The sequence below is a fragment of the Brevibacillus parabrevis genome, from assembly GCF_003710905.1.
In the GTDB taxonomy this organism is placed as follows: Bacteria; Bacillota; Bacilli; order Brevibacillales; family Brevibacillaceae; genus Brevibacillus; species Brevibacillus parabrevis.
In genome coordinates, this window is record NZ_RHHV01000010.1 from 297,612 (window position 1) to 312,544 (window position 14,933).

General features: G+C 44.1%; 19 protein-coding genes and 4 pseudogenes. 16 read left to right on the top strand and 7 right to left on the bottom strand.

Annotated elements, in window-relative coordinates:
- Window positions 1-33: 33 nt before the first annotated feature.
- Window positions 34-1,365, bottom strand: a complete 1,332-nt coding sequence (locus EDM60_RS14140) for an IS3 family transposase (RefSeq protein WP_122964548.1) — start codon at window positions 1,363-1,365, stop codon at window positions 34-36.
- 192 nt (window positions 1,366-1,557) lie between these two features.
- Here EDM60_RS14140 and EDM60_RS29525 point away from each other — a divergent pair, with 192 nt between their 5' ends.
- Window positions 1,558-1,815: a YolD-like family protein gene (locus tag EDM60_RS29525; RefSeq protein ID WP_340964624.1), complete on the top strand. Its 258-nt coding sequence runs from the start codon at window positions 1,558-1,560 to the stop codon at window positions 1,813-1,815.
- A gap of 228 nt (window positions 1,816-2,043) precedes the next feature.
- Here the strand turns inward: EDM60_RS29525 and EDM60_RS14150 are convergent, their stop codons facing one another.
- The gene (locus tag EDM60_RS14150) at window positions 2,044-2,265 is read right to left on the bottom strand and encodes a hypothetical protein (protein ID WP_122964549.1); all 222 of its coding nucleotides are present in this window, start codon (window positions 2,263-2,265) and stop codon (window positions 2,044-2,046) included.
- Between the two features lie 158 nt (window positions 2,266-2,423).
- The gene (locus EDM60_RS14155; RefSeq protein ID WP_122964550.1) at window positions 2,424-2,888 is read right to left on the bottom strand and encodes a GNAT family N-acetyltransferase; all 465 of its coding nucleotides are present in this window, start codon (window positions 2,886-2,888) and stop codon (window positions 2,424-2,426) included.
- Window positions 2,889-3,266: 378 nt separating this feature from the next.
- Here EDM60_RS14155 and EDM60_RS29430 point away from each other — a divergent pair, with 378 nt between their 5' ends.
- The 9 genes and pseudogenes from EDM60_RS29430 (at window position 3,267) to EDM60_RS14190 (ending at window position 8,084) form a co-directional block, all read left to right on the top strand.
- The gene (locus EDM60_RS29430) at window positions 3,267-3,389 is read left to right on the top strand and encodes a hypothetical protein (protein WP_279635077.1); all 123 of its coding nucleotides are present in this window, start codon (window positions 3,267-3,269) and stop codon (window positions 3,387-3,389) included.
- Between the two features lie 62 nt (window positions 3,390-3,451).
- Window positions 3,452-3,775: a hypothetical protein gene (locus EDM60_RS14160; protein WP_122964551.1), complete on the top strand. Its 324-nt coding sequence runs from the start codon at window positions 3,452-3,454 to the stop codon at window positions 3,773-3,775.
- A gap of 132 nt (window positions 3,776-3,907) precedes the next feature.
- Window positions 3,908-4,504 carry an ASCH domain-containing protein gene (locus EDM60_RS14165; RefSeq protein WP_122964552.1) on the top strand — a complete coding sequence of 199 codons (597 nt, stop codon included), beginning with the start codon at window positions 3,908-3,910 and terminating at the stop codon, window positions 4,502-4,504.
- Window positions 4,453-5,350, top strand: a pseudogene (locus EDM60_RS14170) (IS3 family transposase). The gene EDM60_RS14165 and the pseudogene EDM60_RS14170 overlap by 52 nt, the downstream one beginning before the upstream one ends.
- A 164-nt stretch (window positions 5,351-5,514) precedes the next feature.
- The gene (locus EDM60_RS14175) at window positions 5,515-5,742 is read left to right on the top strand and encodes a YopX family protein (RefSeq protein ID WP_122964553.1); all 228 of its coding nucleotides are present in this window, start codon (window positions 5,515-5,517) and stop codon (window positions 5,740-5,742) included.
- Window positions 5,743-6,376: 634 nt separating this feature from the next.
- Window positions 6,377-6,685: a hypothetical protein gene (locus tag EDM60_RS14180; protein WP_122964554.1), complete on the top strand. Its 309-nt coding sequence runs from the start codon at window positions 6,377-6,379 to the stop codon at window positions 6,683-6,685.
- 51 nt (window positions 6,686-6,736) lie between these two features.
- The gene (locus tag EDM60_RS28635) at window positions 6,737-6,874 is read left to right on the top strand and encodes a hypothetical protein (RefSeq protein ID WP_167470289.1); all 138 of its coding nucleotides are present in this window, start codon (window positions 6,737-6,739) and stop codon (window positions 6,872-6,874) included.
- Window positions 6,856-7,089 (top strand): hypothetical protein, encoded by a 234-nt coding sequence (locus EDM60_RS28930; protein ID WP_174769229.1) that lies wholly within the window; start codon window positions 6,856-6,858, stop codon window positions 7,087-7,089. The genes EDM60_RS28635 and EDM60_RS28930 overlap by 19 nt, the downstream gene beginning before the upstream one ends.
- A gap of 422 nt (window positions 7,090-7,511) precedes the next feature.
- Window positions 7,512-8,084, top strand: a complete 573-nt coding sequence (locus tag EDM60_RS14190) for a sce7726 family protein (RefSeq protein ID WP_122964555.1) — start codon at window positions 7,512-7,514, stop codon at window positions 8,082-8,084.
- Here the strand turns inward: EDM60_RS14190 and EDM60_RS14195 are convergent.
- A complete protein-coding gene (locus tag EDM60_RS14195) occupies window positions 8,081-9,130 on the bottom strand; it encodes a beta family protein (protein ID WP_122964556.1) in 1,050 nt (349 codons plus the stop codon). The genes EDM60_RS14190 and EDM60_RS14195 overlap by 4 nt on opposite strands.
- A gap of 143 nt (window positions 9,131-9,273) precedes the next feature.
- Between EDM60_RS14195 and EDM60_RS14200 the strand changes: the two genes are divergently transcribed.
- The 4 genes and pseudogenes from EDM60_RS14200 to EDM60_RS14215 all read left to right on the top strand — a co-directional run bounded on the left by EDM60_RS14200 (window position 9,274) and on the right by EDM60_RS14215 (window position 11,113).
- Window positions 9,274-9,564 carry a hypothetical protein gene (locus tag EDM60_RS14200; protein WP_122964557.1) on the top strand — a complete coding sequence of 97 codons (291 nt, stop codon included), beginning with the start codon at window positions 9,274-9,276 and terminating at the stop codon, window positions 9,562-9,564.
- A 73-nt stretch (window positions 9,565-9,637) separates the two neighbouring features.
- Window positions 9,638-9,988, top strand: coding sequence for a DNA translocase FtsK (locus EDM60_RS29530; RefSeq protein ID WP_307723386.1), 351 nt, complete (start codon window positions 9,638-9,640; stop codon window positions 9,986-9,988).
- 109 nt (window positions 9,989-10,097) lie between these two features.
- A pseudogene (locus EDM60_RS29170) lies at window positions 10,098-10,646 on the top strand (terminase small subunit).
- Window positions 10,647-10,720: 74 nt separating this feature from the next.
- Entirely contained in the window at window positions 10,721-11,113 is a 393-nt protein-coding gene (locus EDM60_RS14215; RefSeq protein ID WP_244226805.1) for a hypothetical protein, read from the top strand.
- Between the two features lie 27 nt (window positions 11,114-11,140).
- Here EDM60_RS14215 and EDM60_RS14220 read toward each other — a convergent pair.
- Window positions 11,141-12,039: pseudogene (locus EDM60_RS14220) on the bottom strand (IS3 family transposase).
- A 308-nt stretch (window positions 12,040-12,347) separates the two neighbouring features.
- Here EDM60_RS14220 and EDM60_RS29175 point away from each other — a divergent pair.
- Window positions 12,348-12,467: pseudogene (locus tag EDM60_RS29175) on the top strand (excalibur calcium-binding domain-containing protein); the annotation flags it as partial.
- 221 nt (window positions 12,468-12,688) lie between these two features.
- Here the strand turns inward: EDM60_RS29175 and EDM60_RS14235 are convergent.
- Together EDM60_RS14235 and EDM60_RS14240 are read right to left on the bottom strand one after the other, a co-directional pair.
- The gene (locus tag EDM60_RS14235) at window positions 12,689-13,186 is read right to left on the bottom strand and encodes a hypothetical protein (RefSeq protein WP_122964560.1); all 498 of its coding nucleotides are present in this window, start codon (window positions 13,184-13,186) and stop codon (window positions 12,689-12,691) included.
- Between the two features lie 74 nt (window positions 13,187-13,260).
- Complete coding sequence (locus EDM60_RS14240) at window positions 13,261-13,836, bottom strand: YpjP family protein (protein ID WP_122964561.1); 576 nt, start codon at window positions 13,834-13,836, stop codon at window positions 13,261-13,263.
- A gap of 417 nt (window positions 13,837-14,253) precedes the next feature.
- Here EDM60_RS14240 and EDM60_RS14245 point away from each other — a divergent pair, with 417 nt between their 5' ends.
- On the top strand, window positions 14,254-14,844 hold the full coding sequence (locus EDM60_RS14245; protein ID WP_341867779.1) for an SOS response-associated peptidase: 591 nt from the start codon (window positions 14,254-14,256) through the stop codon (window positions 14,842-14,844).
- Window positions 14,845-14,933: the final 89 nt, after the last annotated feature.

Genomic DNA, 14,933 nt, shown 5'->3' on the forward strand with positions numbered 1-14,933 from the left:
AATGGACAGTATTTGAAAAGGGCCTCTCGAAACTTAAGCGGCTATGAGATGACTCCTGAATTCATCAGGGGTCATCTTTTTTAAGGTCCATTGGTAACGCTCTGAATTGTAATAGGTTACGTATTCATTAACACGCTGACGCAACTCTTTCAGGGATGCACAGTCCTTGTATTCAAGTTCATCTTTCATATGACCAAAGAATGATTCCATGGAAGCATTGTCCCAGCAGTTACCTTTGCGAGATATCGACTGCTTAAAGCCAGCTTTAGCAATAAGGAGCCTCGTTAAGGGATGAGTATAGTGCATGCCTTGATCTGAATGAAAAATAGCATCAGGATGGACGTTACCGTCCAACCGTCTGATTAATTGGGCCAGCGTTCGTTTAACCAGGGATAACTCTAACGTGGAAGATAGATAGTGTGCCAAAATCTGTTTGGTTGCACCGTCTTTCACACAGGACAGATAGGCCCATTGGCCAGTGCCATAGCGCAAATAAGTGATGTCAGTAAGCAGAACCTTCTCGGGTATACCTTGGTCAAACTGGCGTTCCAGGAGGTTTGGACATGTGCGGTGTTCCTGAGTTGCCTTGGCCATTTTACGATATGGATTCGCTTTCCGAATGACAGTGACCAACTTAAACTTTCGCATGAGACGACGAATCTTTTTATGGTTCATCACGACACCGTTCAAACGCGCCAATCTCATTTTGATGACCAGTGCCCCGGCTTTCCCTTTCAGGGCTTCGAAATGCTCCTTTATTAGCAGGAAGTCACGTTCATCCGCCGCTTCTCGAAGCTGACGGTGTTCTTCAGCACGACACCAGCGATAATAGCCACTCGGGCTAACTTCTGCAATCTGACATAGATAACGGGTTACGCGCTGCAAGCTATGTTTTCGAAGGACTAGGTTAATGAGCTGAAAGCCCTCGGAAGATGGTAACGTCTTACTGGTTTGTCTTTCGAGCGCTTCTAGCTTTTTTAGAAGTTCATTCTCTGTCTCAAGAAGCCTAATTCGCGCTTGAGCACGTCTCCATTTCTCTTCCGCCGATAACTCTCCTTCTGACTTTCTGCCCGTGCTGCCCTTACCTCTACGCTCCTCAATAAATCCAGCTTCACCAAAGGTAGCATATACTTTTCGCCATCGAAGCAAGCACTTTTTTGGCATATCCCGACCGATCATTTCCATGTAAAAACCCGCCTGAAGAAAAATCTCCATCGGCGTTTGTCCCTCTTGGTATGCTTGTACAGCGGCAACCTTGAATGAAGGAGAATACGAGATGTTTTTCCCCGTTACTCGAAGTACATTTGGATTTTTCTCCAACATTTGTATCTCTTGTTCAGTAAAACGTTTTCTGTCTCGGCTCATTTTCCGTTTCCTCACTCATTTCTCGTTAAAGAAGATTAAAACACAAAAACCCGCAAGACGGTCACTTTTTTCAAAGTGTCCATCTTGCGGGTCACAGTTCACTCATTGCAGAAGGGGCCTTTTTTTTATTTGCATGTTGGCAATCCGTTCGCATATAATACAAACAAATGTTCTTGTTCGGGGGCGAACAGCATGAGAATCAGCAAGATAGATAATCCAACTTCAGGACGTTTCGTGCTTCCGCAACAGCGGGAATTGTACTTGCAGATGAAGGAAGACGAGAAATTGGTTCCGATGCCATCACTTGAGCATGATGAACTTGAATCAAAGATTTGCCTGGGATTGATTGCAAAAAAGAGGGAGGCGAGAATTTCGCCTCTTTTTTTGTTGGGGAAGATTTTTCTTTTGTATGCTGCATGCCGATTGGTGCCACCAATTGCAGCGCCATAAGAAGGCGGTCCTGCTGAGCATCGATGGAGTGGCCATCTTTTGCTTGCTCATCAGTTGAAACCCGAGTTTTTAGATCAGTCTATTGAGAAGTTCTGCTTTTTTCTTCTTCTGAAATATACGTTTTCGCCAAAAAAGAAATAGTTGGACCAGGAAATAAACAAAGATTACATCGTGGACAACTCCTACACTTGAAGCAACCATGTCAATTGTTTCTTCTACATTCATAACTTATTCATCGCTTTCCTTGGTGGAAAAATGAGTTGACTGTTTTTGTTCTTGGATCACGACAAGACGCTCGATCTTACTTATGATTTCATCGTTTTGTAATAAGTTTCTTTTCATATAACGAACAGCAAAGAGAAGTACAAAAATGGTTACAGTTGCTTCAATCAGGTAAATTAAATTACTAATCAGTCTCGGGATCATTAAGGACCAAGAAATGCCTTCCATTGTTTACCTCCTGTGTAATTTGTTTATCCCATTTTATTACAGAATTTAGAGAATGCGAAGTTTTCATTTAACACAACACACGATTTGAGAAATGGGATCAGCAGGTAAGCTTGAAAAAATGCCGGTATCCAATACGCAATAGATACCGGCCTCCACTTCTATTCAAGTGTATAGTCGTAGCGAATGAAGCCTTTATGATAGGCAATTTTGTCATAAAGAGCACGAGCAGTGAAATTGTCCTGGCGGGTTTGCCAGTACAGCCCAGAAGCTTTTTGTTCTCGTGCAGCTTGAGCGACCCGTTCTATAAGGGCACGGGCCACACCATGTCCGCGAGCGGTTTCGTCAACGAAGAGGTCTTGCAGGTAGCACACATCTTTTTTCCAGACCGTAGGCTGAAAAACGTAGTGGGTGATACCGATCAAGTTGCCATGAAGATGCGCACCGAAACCGAATATTCTATCGCCAATGAGCAGTCGGTTCCAGATCTCATCGTATGCGGAATCTGGGAGCTCTGTCTCGTAAAAGGCTTTGTAGCTTCGAGCCAATACGTCCCAACGCTTTCGATCCTCTGCTCTTAGCGGAGTGATGTCAAGCATGAGACTTTTGTTCATGTTTTCAGCCATTTGAAAATCAAACCTCCTCGTGGTCACTATTAAAGATTTAATCAGCATATTATCACGAATCTTTCACTTAAACAGGTTGCAGAAAACCGTTTCTATACCAGGTCAGACGAGGGTTAAGCCAAAATGTACTTTTGTAGTTGTGATACTACTTGTGAGAAGGCTGGGAGGCACAGCTTCTTTTCTCCCAGCCTGGTTGAAAACATTAGCTAAAGAACTTCATGATTTGTTCAACTACCCGAACAGTGAAATATAGCACTCTCAAAACCCAAACAAAACGATCGAACAAATTTTTGATAGATTTAATCATAGTAATCACCTCCCTATAAATTGCGGAGGGCGGTAGAAGAAAACGAGTAAGTTTTTCGGGAGGTAAGAGGCATGAAGAAGCATCAGTGGGAAAAAATTCTCAAAATCGTAGCGCGAAAGATCAACAGCGGTGATTTTACAAAGCTGAAGCCAGTCACTTCCGGTGCGTCGACAAAACGATTAGTGACCATATAGCCAAGAAATACGTTACAGAGTGGCAGCCATGGTGGTACGACCAAATTGAGAGTTGGGGCAACATGAGCCTCGGAGAAGGGCATAAAAAGTTCTTTGATCAGTGTTGGCAGGAGTTGCAGGCGTGGATAGGCATTGATATGGAGAAATATCACCAGTATTTTGAACTCAACCACAAAGATAAGCCCAAAAGGCAGCGTAGCAACCGCAAACCAAGACGGGAAAAGGAACAGGCGATCAGGAAACTCAGGAATCCGCGCGAGTACAAAATCGTCGTAAATGAAGGTGGCAAACGAGTTTGGAAAACTATCGTTGGTGAACCCAGTTTTTCAATACCAGGGATACGAGTTTTTCATAGCTCACTACCAAGGTCGCTGGACAGTCTCTGATATTGTTTCAGGGGCAAGGATTGTTCGCGATACTCGTTACAAACGAGCCGTAAAATACGCTAAGGGGCTGATCGAGAAACACTTCGATCGCTATGTTGCGATGGTGGAGAGACTAAGACAGGAGGAACCTGCTTGAAAGCACTTACCATACATCAACCTTGGGCGACGCTGATCGCTTTGGGTGAGAAACGTCTTGAGACTCGGAGCTGGGCCACAAAGTACAGTGGCCCCCTTCGCGATCCACGCCGCCAAAAGGTGGACAAGGAAGTGTGCCAGCAGGAGCCTTTTCGCATCGTGCTGGCGAGTCATGGATACACGGCGGACAACCTGCCAACAGGCGCGGTGGTAGCGACAGCCACCCTCAAAGAGTGCCTACGGATCGTTACCCCAGGTACAGGCCAGGTAGCGGCCTATCGTGATTCAGACGACGCTATGGTACCGATTGACGGACAGGAAAAAATCTTTGGCTGGTTTGAGCGAGGAAGGTTTGTTTGGAAAAGGGCCGACGTCAAGCCGATCGATCCGGTTACAGCAGTAGGCAAGCAAGGACTCTGGAACTGGCACTATGGCACATGCATCAACTGTAAAGGTGACAATGGATCGGCTACACTGAATTGGACAATTCTCTTAGGGTCTAGTAGATTGAAATCAAATCGGTATGGAACGGAGAGAATGTCATGGGGAAACGTGAGCGTCGGTCATTTACAGATCAATTCAAACAGCAGATGATTCAGCTTTATGAAAATGGCAAACCACGTGCAGATATTTTGAGAGAATATGATCTGAGTGCATCTGCGTTTGACCGTTGGGTCAAACAGAGTAGAACCACAGGTTGCTTCAAAGAAAAGGACAACCGAACAGAGGAACAAAATGAACTCATGGCGTTGCGTAAGGAAAATCAACGGTTGAAGATGGAGAACGATATTTTAAAGCAAGCAGCGCTGATCTTCGGACGAAAATAACAGTGATCCGGCACAATGCACATAAATACCCCGTGTCTGCCATGTGCACCATCCTCAAGGTGAATCGGAGTACCTACTATTATGAAAGTAGCCAGCAGCCATCTATTGATGATGAGGTGGAGCAAGCAATCATCCATATTTTTGATGAGAATCAGCGCGTGTATGGAACCAGAAAGATCAAGGCAACCCTACAAAAAGAAGGATGGATCGTTTCCAGACGGCGGATTGGACGCTTGATGAAAAAGAATGGTCTTGTATCGGCGTATACGGTTTCCCAGTATAAACCGCATAAGTCACCGTGTAACGATTCACCAATCCAGAATGAACTGAACCGCGAGTTTACCAACCGTACGATTGGTGACGTCGTCCGTACATTCAACATCAAGCGCTCGCTAAGCATGAAAGGCTGCCCCTATGACAATGCAGTCGCAGAAGCAACTTTTAAGCTGATTAAAACGGAGTTTGTCAAGAATCGAAGATTGGGTCACTCGCACAGTTGAAGCAGGAACTAGGGGCATACGTGAAATGGTTTAACGAAACAAGAATTCACTCGACATTGGGGTATTTGAGTCCACTCGTTTACAAACAGAAAGCACTTAAGAAATCTGTCTAGTTTGGTGTTGACGGTCCACAAAGAGCTGCTGCCATTGGATGACGAGCAAGGCATTTGAGAAGATTGCGCGCAGGTCATGAGCGATCTGGCGCCATAGGAGGGGAACGGGATGCAAGGGAAAGCAGGGCGCGAGATCAAGTTTCGGGGCAAACAGAAAGACAACGGTGAGTGAATACGGCTACATCTGGATCATTCCGGTGCTGCAAATTCATTACATTTTGACGGGCAAAATTGATGTGCGCGATTGCTCCATCGAGAAATATGAAGTCGATCCAGCATCAGTGGGGCAAATCTCTGGTCTCCCCGACAAGAACGGCAAGGAGATTTTTGAGGGGGATATCTTCCAGACTGATAATTACCCTAATATGATCACGATAGATTTTGGGGTGTAAAGAGGCTGAAGGCTGGCGTAGCCATTCGCGGTATCTCAGATGGATTGTTGGAATACGTTGATGATTCAATCGAAGTCATCGGCAACATCAACGAAAACCCGGAGCTGCTGGAGGTGGGCAGGTGATGGACAAAAAACAACTTCTCATCGACTCAATCGCAGCAAGCAAAGAGATTCTGGCAGAGCTTAACGACTTCGCGGAAAACGAAGGCCATCCAAATGCGTAGATGATGCTCTCAGTTTGCAAGGAGATAAGGCATCTCAAAGCGCAAAATAGCGAGCAGGAGTCGGAACTTGGGTTGATCGAAAGTCCTTCTCACAGCGGGGCGCTGAAGTAAGTGGGACGTGAGTTGGATGTGAAAGTGGCGGAGGCGTTGGTGTGGCAAGTCGTGAGTGTGCATGATGACACGGATATACACCGATTCCCCACTTTTCAACGTCTTGGGAAGGCATGGGCGTACTGATGGAGGAAGCACGCAGAAGCGACATTTGGTTATGGTTTGAACCATCTCTTAAAGGGTACGTTGGTGTAGCCTGCGATGGCCCGTGTGATCGGAAATATTACGTGAGCGACATCACTGCGGCGCCGTATGCAATATGCCTAGTGTTCCTGAAGGCGACGGGAGTGATAGGCCATGCGTGACGACGGAAAAGACCTGGCGGTATGCAAGGCTGCTACTGATGGTCCTTGGTACGCAAATACGAGTTGGCTTGGTTGGCTTGCTTCCGAGGTTACAACAAACCCAGGAGCATCAGCGTATGAGTGGGTTTGCCAACTTTGGTACAGAGACGAAGAAGTCATGCGAAATCATACAGCTAACGCTCGATTCATCGCCGAAGCCCGCGAATCGCTGCTGCATTGGATCGAGCGGGCGCAGGCAGCAGAAGCGGAGGTCGATAGGTTAAGAAAAGAACACCATTTTGACCGCATTGAGCTTAATTGACAGATCATGAAGCTGGAGACAGCAAACAAACGGCAAGAGAAACTTATAGCCATGGCAAAGATTCGAGACATCCTGCAGTTCAAAAAGCGAAAAGAGAACGAGCCGATCAGCTTCGAGGATCATCTGGAGCGCGCAACGGAGCGCCAACGCAAGCCGGAAACGAGGAAACCATGGCAGAGCGCCAGTTGATCCGTGAGATGCGTGGAGATGTCGAATGGGTCATTGAGTGGTTGGAGAGCGGTCGCCGTCCGGGCAACAAAAGAGGAATCGAACGGCGCGCTGCTTACCAACGCGAAAAGTTAATGGACCTGATCCGCATGCAGGCATTTGTCGCACACAGTACGGCTGGCAGCCCAGCAAATATTACTGAGTGGCTTAAGGACGCGCTGTGCGAGCTGAGTTAGTGGGAACGAGAATGCTATGTCATGGCATAAGGCCAGTGCTTCTCGCATGCTGAGGTGGCTAAACCGCTCGGCATATCCAACGCAGCGTGGACCCTCACATCAAGCGTGCGCAGCAAAAAATATCGGAGCGTGTGATGAACGGCCTTTTCCTTATCGGATGAGGCTATTTTTTGTCGTGCAGATGCCACCTAATTTAAGAAAGGCCTTTTTCTTTCGCAAACCCCTCCTACCGCCTTAGGAACGGGGCGGATTTCTTCTCGTATGGCGATGCATAGAAGAGCCAAGGAAAAAACTGCTCTAATTTCTATATTGCGAATAGATTACTACTAAAAGGAAGAAAGAGGCGGCACTATCAAGGCAGGAATAACATGGACAACGTCTAAATAAACTAAGTCAATTATAACTAGGGAATGGGATGAAGTATGGAGAAGTTACGAGATCAAGACGTTAGGGAGGTACTGCTGGAGCGCCTGTCATCAGTTTACAAAGACGAACCTGAGACGAGAATTATTAACGAATTAGGCATTGATTTTGGTGCCTCCAGAGTTGATGTTGCGGTTGTGAACGGAATATTACACGGATATGAAATAAAGAGTGAGAGTGATACCCTTAAGCGGTTGCCAAAGCAAATGGAATATTATAATCGCTTGTTTGAACGCTTAACAATTGTAGTAGATGAAAAGTATTATGAAGAAGTTAAAGAAAGTGTTCCAAATTGGTGGGGTATCACCCTTGTAAAGAGTAAGGACGGGGAAGTAAAACTTATAAATAAAAGAAAAGGACGCCGGCAGACGTCCCAAGATAAGGAGCTTTTATTAAAACTTCTTTGGAAAGATGAACTAGAAAAACTTATAGATGTTCTTGGTTATCCTAAGAAACTGAAAAAACTACGCAAACAAAAGCTACTAGAGTTATTTTTAAGAGACAACAACACCAAAGTAATTAAAGAATTCGTTTACCATTCCTTAAAAACACGAGAGCATTGGAGAGACTAACGAATCTCTAATTGATCAGTTACAAATTCAATATGGTGATTAATACCAAATTCTATTGGCTTTGCGTGGTTGGTGATTTCCAAATCACCAACTGAACATTCATAAATAGCACTATCTCCAACAGAAAAGTCTCTGCCTGAGTAGTAGTCACTTTCGACAATTGTTTTGCACACATCAACGAAGCTTTCAACACCACCATCTTTTAATAGAGTAGATTTACCTATCATGTAAAAATCTGCGGTGGTGTAAAAGATTTTTAGATAGGTGTTGTAGTAGTCGATGTTCTTACCCTCCTCAGGCTCAGGTGCAAGACGAACGGTGTAATCAGCAAAATGCAAATCAGGGAATTCATCCAGTAATTCAAAATAAGTATTAATGTCATCCCTTGGTGATGCTTCTTTGATTGATGCTGCAGATACACCATCACTATTTGCAGGACAAGAGGTTAATGCCAGCAAAGTAATAGCGTTTTCTAATTTTGAGTATGTTTCTACAGCGTTTTTAATTCTTTTGTATCCTTGATACTTGTCAGCAAAATCTATGATGATAATTACCTTGTCCATCATAGTAAAGTGAGTACTCAAGAGCCCTTCAATCCGCTTATAGATAAATGGATCAAGTGTGCTATCAAATGAATTGCAACGTACACGCACTGCTATTTTATTGAGTCCTTGGTCCTTTATGGCTTCCACATACCAATCCGGGGAATCATAGTGGAAACAAGGAATAAAATCGAGCCCTTGTTGAATCAGTTTTTCTGAACAATAGCTAATAATGTTTTGTTCATCTTCTGTTAAGAGTGCATCTTCAGGATCACCAATAATGTCGTATGCTTGTTTAAAGTCATAGATGAATTCTCTGTTTTGAAGTTTTCCCGACAGATACGTACCCAATGTTTTAAAAGACGTCCACCACGTCTTTTTATTTTTGGAACTAATTCTTTTTGATTCAATAATCGGAACAATTGAATCCTTGGTCTCCTCCTTCAAATTGAAATATGCATTCATTTCTGAAGCTGAATTTCTCAAGATTGGATAGTAAGTCATGTGAACATCACCTCTTAATTCTTTGGTAGGTCTAAAGTTCTGCTTTATTTATCAGTTCCCCTTCTAAATGTCGGGAAATGTCGGTTGAAAGTTGTAGGATAATTGGCCTTTCTGAAGAAGTTACTGGAGGGAGGTGATAAGGCATGTACCAGATAAAATATCAAAGCGGGACTTTTGAGAACAAATCAAGCTTCATAATTGGTACAACTAGCTTTTTTGATGCAATGGTTCTCAACGAAGAAGATGAAGTTAATTATGTTGTCAATCGTGCAAGGCAAATGATTCAAAGTGGCGGGGTCGTTATATTGGAAAAGCCATATCAAAATGAGCCTCCAGTAATTGTGGCCGTAATTGAAGACGAGGAGTCGCTTAACCAATGGGCGGCAAAGACGGATGATTTACAACAATGGATAAAAAGAAACAAGAAACGCTAAGTATTTTTTGGCACCCAATGAGGTGCTTTTTCTTTTGCAAAACAACTCAAACAATGGTGGTGGTGACCATGTAGTGGCACGAGCAAGAGACCCCAACCGAGACAAGGCATATGAGATTTGGGAGCAAGCCAACGGCGAAATCAAGCTAAAGAATATTGCGGATCGATTGGGTATATCCGAAGGAACGATACGGGGCTGGAAGAACAAAGACAAGTGGTCGTTGTCGGTAGATAAGCTGCAAGAGCCTCCAGTCATCGAGGATGAGCCGGAAGCAGACGAGTTATACGATCAGGTAGTGAGCATCGCCGTAGAGGCGCCAATGGCTTCAGCCAGCTTGTTACAGCGTCACATGCGTATTGGGTACACACGAGCAGCACGTCTCATCGAGCAGATGGAACGGGGTGGTTGGTCCCTACGAGGGTAGCGCACCGCGCAAGGTGTTTTTAAAACAGGCCTTGATATTCCGCCGAAAATTTCCGATACTTCCCCCAACGGAACGCTGTGAACCGCCACTGGAAATAGATGACGAAGACGTGGCTCTGACTGAAAAGCAGAGGCTTTTTTTGGAGTACCTTCGTGATTTCAACGCTACCAGAGATGCTATAGCTGTTGGCTACAGGAAGAAGACGGGGTGGGAAAACCTGAGAAAACCCCAGATTCAAGCTGAGATAAAGCGGCAAAAGGAAGCGATGGCTGATGATTTAGGGCTTGATGTTCAACGCATCATTGCGGAGTACATGAAGATTGCGTTTGCGGACATTACTGATCTACTAGAGATCGGACAAAAAGAAGTCCCGGTCATGACCATGTTCGGGCCGATGACAAAGGTTGAAGGCAATCCAGTAACGAAAATAGTGAACTAAGCTGACTTCAAGGAAAGCGAGAGTATCGACGGCATAGTCATCAGTGAAGTAAAACAGGGCAAAGACGGTGTTAGCATCAAGCTGCACGACAAAATGAAGGCTCTGGAGAAGCTCGAAAAATACCTTGGCTTCATGACTGAAGAGCAGCGAGTGCGGGTGGAGAAGCTGGCACTTGAATTGGATAAGCTCCAGTCTGATGATGACGAGCGCCCAACGTAAGTTGTAGTGCAGAGGTGGTTGCGTTGGTCCGTTCGAGGGTTGGACACCGCACGCACGCTAAACAAGTTGAAGTCATGCAGTCCACCGTCAGAAACATCGTCATGAATTGTGGGAGACGTGGAGGCAAAACCAACGTAGGGGCGCGGAAGTTCTTCGATAACATTCTGGCTGACTGGGAGCGAGGTAAGGGTCTTCCGTACAAGCCTCCGCGTAACCTGAAAGTCATGAAAAAGTCAAAGCCCCGCCTCGAATACTGGTGTATATCACCAACTTACGCCATGTCTGAGATCCAGCAGGAAGAGTTGGCAGCAGTTATCCCGGAAGAAATGATTGAGAGCTGGGATGCGTCAAAGAATCGTATTTGGCTGAAAGGTTGGGTGCTGATCCAGTTCAAGTCGGTGGACAATCTGAAAACGCTTGTCGGTAAGGGGGGGACGGTGTATGGCTTGATGAGGTGTCCAAGATGAAGGAGCAAATGGACTGTCAACACCAAACTAGACAGATTTCTTAAGTGCTTTCTGTTTGTAAACGAGTGGACTCAAATACCCCAATATCGAGTGAATTCTTGTTTCGTTAAACCATTTCACGTATGCCCCTAGTTCCTGCTTCAACTGTGCGAGTGACCCAAATCTTCGATTCTTGACAAACTCCGTTTTAATCAGCTTAAAAGTTGCTTCTGCGACTGCATTGTCATAGGGGCAGCCTTTCATGCTTAGCGAGCGCTTGATGTTGAATGTACGGACGACGTCACCAATCGTACGATTGGTAAACTCGCGGTTCAGTTCATTCTGGATTGGTGAATCGTTACACGGTGACTTATGCGGTTTATACTGGGAAACTGTATACGCCGATACAAGACCATTCTTTTTCATCAAGCGTCCAATCCGCCGTCTGGAAACGATCCATCCTTCTTTTTGCAGGGTTGCCTTGATCTTTCTGGTTCCATACACGCGCTGATTCTCATCAAAAATATGGATGATTGCCTGCTCCACCTCATCATCGATAGATGGCTGCTGGCTACTTTCATAATAGTAGGTACTCCGATTCACCTTGAGGATGGTGCACATGGCAGACACGGGGTATTTATGTGCATTGTACCGGATCACTATTATTTTCGTCCGAAGATCAGCGCTGCTTGCTTTAAAATATCGTTCTCCATCTTCAACCGTTGATTTTCCTTACGCAACGCCATGAGTTCATTTTGTTCCTCTGTTCGGTTGTCCTTTTCTTTGAAGGAACCTGTGGTTCTACTCTATTTGACCCAACGGTCAAACGCAGATGCACTCAGATCATATTCTCTCAAAATATCTGCACGTGGTTTGCCATTTTCATAAAGCTGAATCATCTGCTGTTTGAATTGATCTGTAAATGACCGACGCTCACGTTTCCCCATGACATTCTCTCCGTTCCATGTCGATTTGATTTCAATCTACTAGACCCTAAGAGAATTGTCCAATTCAGTGTAGCCGCTCCACCAAACGTAAAATACGTTGATCAGTATAAGGCAAGGCGATTCAAGAAAAGGCGCAAAAGGCAGGGCTTGGTATTTGGTCCGTAGAGAACTATGCCCAAGAAGATGGTTACCATCCGGATGTTATTAAGAAAAATGAGCCGGCATCTACCAAAGCACAAACAACTGTGTCCAAGCCGAAAGAAAACACTCAACCAGCCCCGGTCACTACACCGCAGCCAGTTCAGGAAGTGTACTATGCGAATTGTAGCGAAGCAAAGGCTGCAGGTGCTGCTCCTCTGTATAGGGGAGAGCCTGGTTATAGAGCAAAGTTAGATCGTGACAAAGACGGAGTTGCTTGTGAAAAGTAAGATTTAAGCCTTCTCATTTGAGAGGCATTCTATGGCGTATCAAAATCAATTGTCACTGGCGAGGTTCGCGAGTATGTTTACATTCAGAGACAGATTAAAGCAAGCGTCAAAATACGGAACTGGACAAAGAGTGGTATGATGCCATCACCAGTATTATTTTATTTCTGGTTAATAAATAACCCGTCCCCTCAAATAGGGACGGGTTATTGAAGTAACAATTATTATTCGGAAATCATAAGTACAATCTTTTTGAAAATTTCAGGGGCTTGCTTAATTTCGGATGCTTTAATTTTTCCAAGCAGGAATCCATAGCCCTCTACACCAGGGTATTCATCTGATTGCCTTAACTTCTCTTCCAATGAGCCTTCCTCATAGTAAAGATCCCACGAATCATCTTCTAATTCAATGGCGATGCCCACATGTTCTGTCCCGTTTTGATCGATTTCCAGATGGTAATGCCGTAAATCTCTATAAAAAACCTCATCAAACCTAACATTGATAATACTTAACTTTTCTCGTAACTGAGCAACAGATGAAGGTGTTAATTTTAATTTTAGTTTGATACCGATTTCTTCTTTTCTAAAAATACTTGATTCATTAAAAAGCTTTCTATCGTTACCTGTAACGTCTATAACAATTTTTTTAATATCATTATAGTTAGGATGATCCTCAAATAATAGATCACATCCATATCTAATATAGGATTGTTCACTAGACACTATAGGTCCTCCAGAATTTATTTTTAGATATTTTTAAACCAATGATTGCACAGGAATAGAAAATTAATTAAATTCTACCATGGAAAACTCGGTATGTCTTTACCGAACTCAACATCGACAATGTCTATATGTTCACTCATATCAGGTTGAACATGCATATGAATATTACCTACATACCCTTGTTTTGGTTTTTTAAGAACTTTCATGTCAACACGAAGAATTTGGACTCTATCATAAGACAGAATAAATAACGTATGGTTATCGTCGTTGAAACTGCTTTTTTTAGGGCCCTTCCATGATAATTTATCAACACCATATTCCTCAACTAGATCTTTTACAGCCCTTGTTACTTTATTTACAATTTTTTTTGTGACTTCTCTTTCAAAGTAAGTTATATAGCCGCGCATAGCAGAAAAAAATGCTAGTACTTTTACATGATCCATAAGAGGATTTTCACTTCTTAACGAAGCGCGCTGCTGACTATTAGAGGACGGTTTCCCATCATATATAGTTGGATCATCAAGAATCACTTCATCAGGTGATTCACTAATGTTGACCATCTGTGCCGAAGCTAATGAAGAATTAAAGACTCCGGTAAAAATGATACTTAAAACAAGAGTAAAGGTTAAAATTCGCTTCAAGTGTTTCATTAATTTAAATCTCTCCCAGTTATTATTTCTACCTATTCCTGTGCAAATAGTAGCTTGAAAGACAAGGGTAAATATAGGTATATATATTAAAAAATTCCATTTTGTTTAATTATACCCAACAAAATTTCATTTGCAATCAAAAAGTAAATTATTAATATTCAGAAATTAATCCGAATAAATACTCGATTTTTAATATGTTAAATAATACAAAGTGGCGATGTATGTTCTCATCTGGCCTTGATTCCACAGGAATCTAAGCGCATGCTGCTATCACCAGTATTTGTTGATTTCATTCTGACTGCTTAGAGCTGGTATACCAAGCTGCGATTCGGCTATGATTGTACTAAGAGGTGATAGTATGTGCGGACGTTTTACGCTAGTGACCAACCTTGAGTTATGGAATGCAAGGTTCCAAATATGCAGCCACGATACAATATCGCACCGGGTCAATTAATCCCAGCTATTATCTCTGATCAAGGTAAGCGTCGACTCGGACAGTTGAAATGGGGATTAGTTCCCTCGTGTGCACAGGATGAGAAGAACGAATTTAAAATGATCAACGCCCGCGCCGAGACGCTGACGGAGAAGCCCGCCTTCTGGCGGCTGTATGAGCGGAAGCGGTGCATTGTTCCAGCCGATGGATTTTACGAATGGCAGCAGCGAGCAGGTGGCAAGCAACCGACGCGGATCATGATGAAGACGGAAGAACCGTTTGCGTTTGCGGGCCTGTATGATACATGGACCAATCCAGCAGGCAAGAAGCTACATAGCTGCACTATCATTACCACCAAGCCGAACGAGGTAGTCCGGGACATCCACGACCGCATGCCAGTGATACTTCGCCAGCAGGACGAGGCTCTGTGGCTGAATCGAGAGCACTACGACGCTGATCTCTTACAGTCGCTGCTTGTTCCATACGACCCTGCTCAGATGCGAGCATACCCGGTTCCTTCTATAGTAGGTAGTCCAAAAAAACGATGTGCCGGAGTGCATTCAAGAAATAGCTGACCCGTCCCCGTTTTGAGGAGACGGGTTTTTGATTATGTCAGTACCTATCCATATAATCTGACATGTAAACGAATCTGGCCCCGCCGCCA

Excerpts from the sequence above, each read along its gene's own strand:
- EDM60_RS14140 (WP_122964548.1), bottom strand. The coding sequence starts at position 1,365 with ATGAGCCGAGACAGAAAACGTTTTACTGAACAAGAGATACAAATGTTG.
- EDM60_RS29525 (WP_340964624.1), top strand. The coding sequence starts at position 1,558 with ATGAGAATCAGCAAGATAGATAATCCAACTTCAGGACGTTTCGTGCTT.
- EDM60_RS14150 (WP_122964549.1), bottom strand. The coding sequence starts at position 2,265 with ATGGAAGGCATTTCTTGGTCCTTAATGATCCCGAGACTGATTAGTAAT.
- EDM60_RS14155 (WP_122964550.1), bottom strand. The coding sequence starts at position 2,888 with ATGGCTGAAAACATGAACAAAAGTCTCATGCTTGACATCACTCCGCTA.
- EDM60_RS29430 (WP_279635077.1), top strand. The coding sequence starts at position 3,267 with ATGAAGAAGCATCAGTGGGAAAAAATTCTCAAAATCGTAGCGCGAAAG.
- EDM60_RS14160 (WP_122964551.1), top strand. The coding sequence starts at position 3,452 with ATGAGCCTCGGAGAAGGGCATAAAAAGTTCTTTGATCAGTGTTGGCAG.
- EDM60_RS14180 (WP_122964554.1), top strand. The coding sequence starts at position 6,377 with ATGCGTGACGACGGAAAAGACCTGGCGGTATGCAAGGCTGCTACTGAT.
- EDM60_RS28635 (WP_167470289.1), top strand. The coding sequence starts at position 6,737 with ATGGCAAAGATTCGAGACATCCTGCAGTTCAAAAAGCGAAAAGAGAAC.
- EDM60_RS28930 (WP_174769229.1), top strand. The coding sequence starts at position 6,856 with ATGGCAGAGCGCCAGTTGATCCGTGAGATGCGTGGAGATGTCGAATGG.
- EDM60_RS14190 (WP_122964555.1), top strand. The coding sequence starts at position 7,512 with ATGGAGAAGTTACGAGATCAAGACGTTAGGGAGGTACTGCTGGAGCGC.
- EDM60_RS14195 (WP_122964556.1), bottom strand. The coding sequence starts at position 9,130 with ATGACTTACTATCCAATCTTGAGAAATTCAGCTTCAGAAATGAATGCA.
- EDM60_RS14200 (WP_122964557.1), top strand. The coding sequence starts at position 9,274 with ATGTACCAGATAAAATATCAAAGCGGGACTTTTGAGAACAAATCAAGC.
- EDM60_RS14215 (WP_244226805.1), top strand. The coding sequence starts at position 10,721 with ATGCAGTCCACCGTCAGAAACATCGTCATGAATTGTGGGAGACGTGGA.
- EDM60_RS14240 (WP_122964561.1), bottom strand. The coding sequence starts at position 13,836 with ATGAAACACTTGAAGCGAATTTTAACCTTTACTCTTGTTTTAAGTATC.
- EDM60_RS14245 (WP_341867779.1), top strand. The coding sequence starts at position 14,254 with ATGCAGCCACGATACAATATCGCACCGGGTCAATTAATCCCAGCTATT.